The following is a 3,014-nucleotide window of genomic DNA, read 5'->3' as shown; positions in this document are numbered from 1 at the left end:
TAACTAAATGATTGAGTTTGAAAAACCAAATATAACAAAAATTGATGAAAATAAAAATTATGGCAAGTTTGTGGTTGAGCCGCTAGAACGCGGTTACGGTACAACACTTGGAAATTCGCTTCGTCGTGTACTTCTCGCCTCACTTCCAGGTGCAGCAGTGACTTCTATCAACATTGAAGGAGTATTGCACGAATTTGATACGATTTCTGGGGTCCGCGAAGATGTTATGCAGATTATTCTGAACATCAAGGGGATTGCTGTAAAATCTTACGTCCAAGACGAAAAGATGATTGAACTGGATATTGAAGGTCCTGCAGAAGTAACTGCTGGAGACATTTTGACAGACAGTGATATCGAAATTGTAAACCCTGATCATTATCTTTTTACAATCAGTGAAGGTGCTCGCTTTAGAGCGAAAATGGCTGTGAATAGCGGTCGTGGATATGTACCAGCTGACGAAAATAAAAAAGATGATGCACCAGTAGGCACACTTGCGGTAGATTCTATCTATACGCCTGTGACAAAAGTAAATTACCAGGTTGAACCAGCTCGTGTTGGTAGCAACGATGGTTTTGATAAACTTACCCTTGAAATTTTAACGAATGGAACGATTATTCCCGAAGACGCTTTGGGACTATCAGCTCGTATCCTGACAGAGCATCTGAACCTCTTTACAGATTTAACAGAAGTTGCTATTTCAACTGATGTGATGAAGGAAGCAGAGAAATCTTCAGATGATCGCATTTTGGAACGTACAATTGAAGAATTGGATCTATCAGTTCGTTCATACAACTGTCTGAAACGCGCAGGAATTAATACTGTCTTTGATTTGACAGAAAAATCTGAGCCTGAAATGATGAAAGTTCGTAACTTGGGCCGCAAGAGTCTTGAAGAAGTTAAAGTTAAACTTGCTGACCTTGGTCTTGGGTTAAGAAATGATAAATAAAGGAGGAATACATGGCTTACCGTAAACTAGGACGCACTAGCTCACAACGTAAAGCAATGCTTCGTGATTTGACTACTGACTTGATTATCAATGAATCAATCGTAACAACTGAAGCTCGTGCTAAAGAAATCCGTAAAACAGTTGAAAAAATGATTACTCTTGGTAAACGTGGTGACTTGCATGCTCGTCGTCAAGCAGCAGCTTTTGTACGTAACGAAATTGCATCAGAAAACTACAATGAAGAGACTAACAAATACACTACAACTACAGCTCTTCAAAAATTATTCTCTGAATTGGCACCTCGCTATGCTGAGCGCAATGGTGGATACACTCGTATTCTTAAGACTGAACCACGCCGTGGGGATGCTGCGCCAATGGCAATTATTGAATTAGTATAATTTTTATCAATTTTGTTGAGTGTTATGATGATGGAGTTCTTATACTCTTAGTCTAGCTCTGGTCTACCGCTAGGATTTTTCCTAGCGGGAACACTCATCATCATGATGAAAGGGTAGACGCTTGTTTACGAAATTGCTTTTAGTGAAAAACAATTTCGTAAGCAGGCGTTTTTGAGTTTTAGGTGGAAAAAGAAAAGGATTTAGTGAGGGAAGGAGAAGAAATGCAAGATTCGATTGCTATTTTGAAAGAACGTTATTTGGCAAATATAAAAGAAAATCCAGACTTATACATTGGGATTGAGTTAGAATTTCCGATTGTGAATCTTCAGGGAGGAGCGACAGATACTCGTGTAACACGGGAGTTGTTAGTGAGACTAAATTCAGACTATGGCTTTATCGTAGAAAGAAGGGATTCAGAGGGCAATCCTATCCAGTTAAAAGCTTCAGATAGCGAAGATCGGATACTTTTTGAAGTGTCTTATAATATTTTGGAATTTGCATTTGAAAAAGCGAAAACGATTCAGGAAGTCGAAATACGCTTTAATCATTACCTAGACACCATTCAAAAGATTTTGCGCAAAAGTCATCATGAGCTTCAGGGACATGGTTTACATCCATTCTGGAAGGAGAATGATAATGGTCCTGTTAAATATCCCCGCTATCAAATGTTAATGCAATATCTAACTTTGAGTGAAAAAATTGGAGGAGATTTCTTCCATCGCCATCCTGATTATGGTAGTTATATCTGTGGGAGCCAGGTACAGTTAGATGTTTCACGGGCAAATTTCATACAGGTAATTAACACCTTTAATCAAATCGAGGCTGCCAAAGCTTATCTTTTTGCCAATTCAGAATTACTTACAGAAGATTTCAACACTAGAATCTCGAGAGACCGCTTCTGGGAAGAGTCCATGCATGGCTTGTTAGTAGAAAATGTCGGTGTTAATCCCCATGATTTCAAAGATGAGGAAGATTTTTTCAATTATTTAAATCATACAGCCATTTTCCATGTTGAGCGAGAGGGTGACACCTACTATTTCCCTCCTATTGCAGCTGGAGAGTATCTAAAGCAGGGGCAAATCAAGGGATACAATTTGAGTGGCAAGGAAAGCCTAGTCAGTCCTCGTGCAGATGATTTTCATTATCACAGAAGCTACCAATATCAGGATTTGACGACGCGCGGAACGATCGAATTTAGGAGCACTTGTGCTCAGCCTCTTAATAGAACCTTCGCGCCAGCAGCCTTTCATTTGGGCTTGATAGCTAATCTTGAGGAAGTGACCACTTATCTTAAAGATTGTGATTTCTTCAAATTAGAGGGGCGTAACTATAAAAGGCTGCGCAGAAAGTATTCGCAAATCGAGTTAACACAAGCGGATCAAGACTCTATTCAATCATTTGCAGCTGATCTCCTTCAATTAGCTGTTAAAGGTCTGGAGAAACGAAAAGAAGGGGAAGAGTGCTACTTGTTACCGCTCATGAATGAGAGATAAAGTAATTTCTTTTTAACCTCTAATAGAAAGCTGAAGTAAATTTCTTTATGTGATTGATTGGACTGTGTATTATACTAGTTTGAGTATGTTTGAATGAATTTAATTGTAGCTAGAGCATTAAAAGACTTTAGCAGCACGGTGATATAGAGAATAAGGGAGAGGTAAGAGGGAGAGGTT

Annotated in this window: 3 protein-coding genes; all 3 read left to right on the top strand. The window is 39.1% G+C overall.

Annotated features, from left to right (window positions below; translation table 11 throughout):
* The first annotated feature begins 7 nt into the window (after positions 1-7).
* The 3 genes from Q0191_RS08725 (at position 8) to Q0191_RS08715 (ending at position 2,837) form a co-directional block, all read left to right on the top strand.
* Positions 8-946, top strand: coding sequence for a DNA-directed RNA polymerase subunit alpha (locus Q0191_RS08725; protein WP_297665686.1), 939 nt, complete (start codon positions 8-10; stop codon positions 944-946).
* An 11-nt stretch (positions 947-957) separates the two neighbouring features.
* Positions 958-1,344, top strand: coding sequence for a 50S ribosomal protein L17 (rplQ, locus tag Q0191_RS08720; RefSeq protein WP_005591286.1), 387 nt, complete (start codon positions 958-960; stop codon positions 1,342-1,344).
* A 221-nt stretch (positions 1,345-1,565) separates the two neighbouring features.
* A complete protein-coding gene (locus tag Q0191_RS08715; protein ID WP_297665682.1) occupies positions 1,566-2,837 on the top strand; it encodes a gamma-glutamylcysteine synthetase in 1,272 nt (423 codons plus the stop codon).
* Positions 2,838-3,014 lie beyond the last annotated feature (177 nt).

This window comes from uncultured Streptococcus sp. (assembly GCF_938036805.1).
Classification (GTDB): Bacteria; Bacillota; Bacilli; order Lactobacillales; family Streptococcaceae; genus Streptococcus.
Note: the sequence above shows the minus strand (reverse complement) of the source record. Positions and strands in the feature narration are given on the sequence as shown.

Excerpts from the sequence above, each read along its gene's own strand:
- Q0191_RS08725 (WP_297665686.1), top strand. The coding sequence starts at position 8 with ATGATTGAGTTTGAAAAACCAAATATAACAAAAATTGATGAAAATAAA.
- rplQ (WP_005591286.1), top strand. The coding sequence starts at position 958 with ATGGCTTACCGTAAACTAGGACGCACTAGCTCACAACGTAAAGCAATG.
- Q0191_RS08715 (WP_297665682.1), top strand. The coding sequence starts at position 1,566 with ATGCAAGATTCGATTGCTATTTTGAAAGAACGTTATTTGGCAAATATA.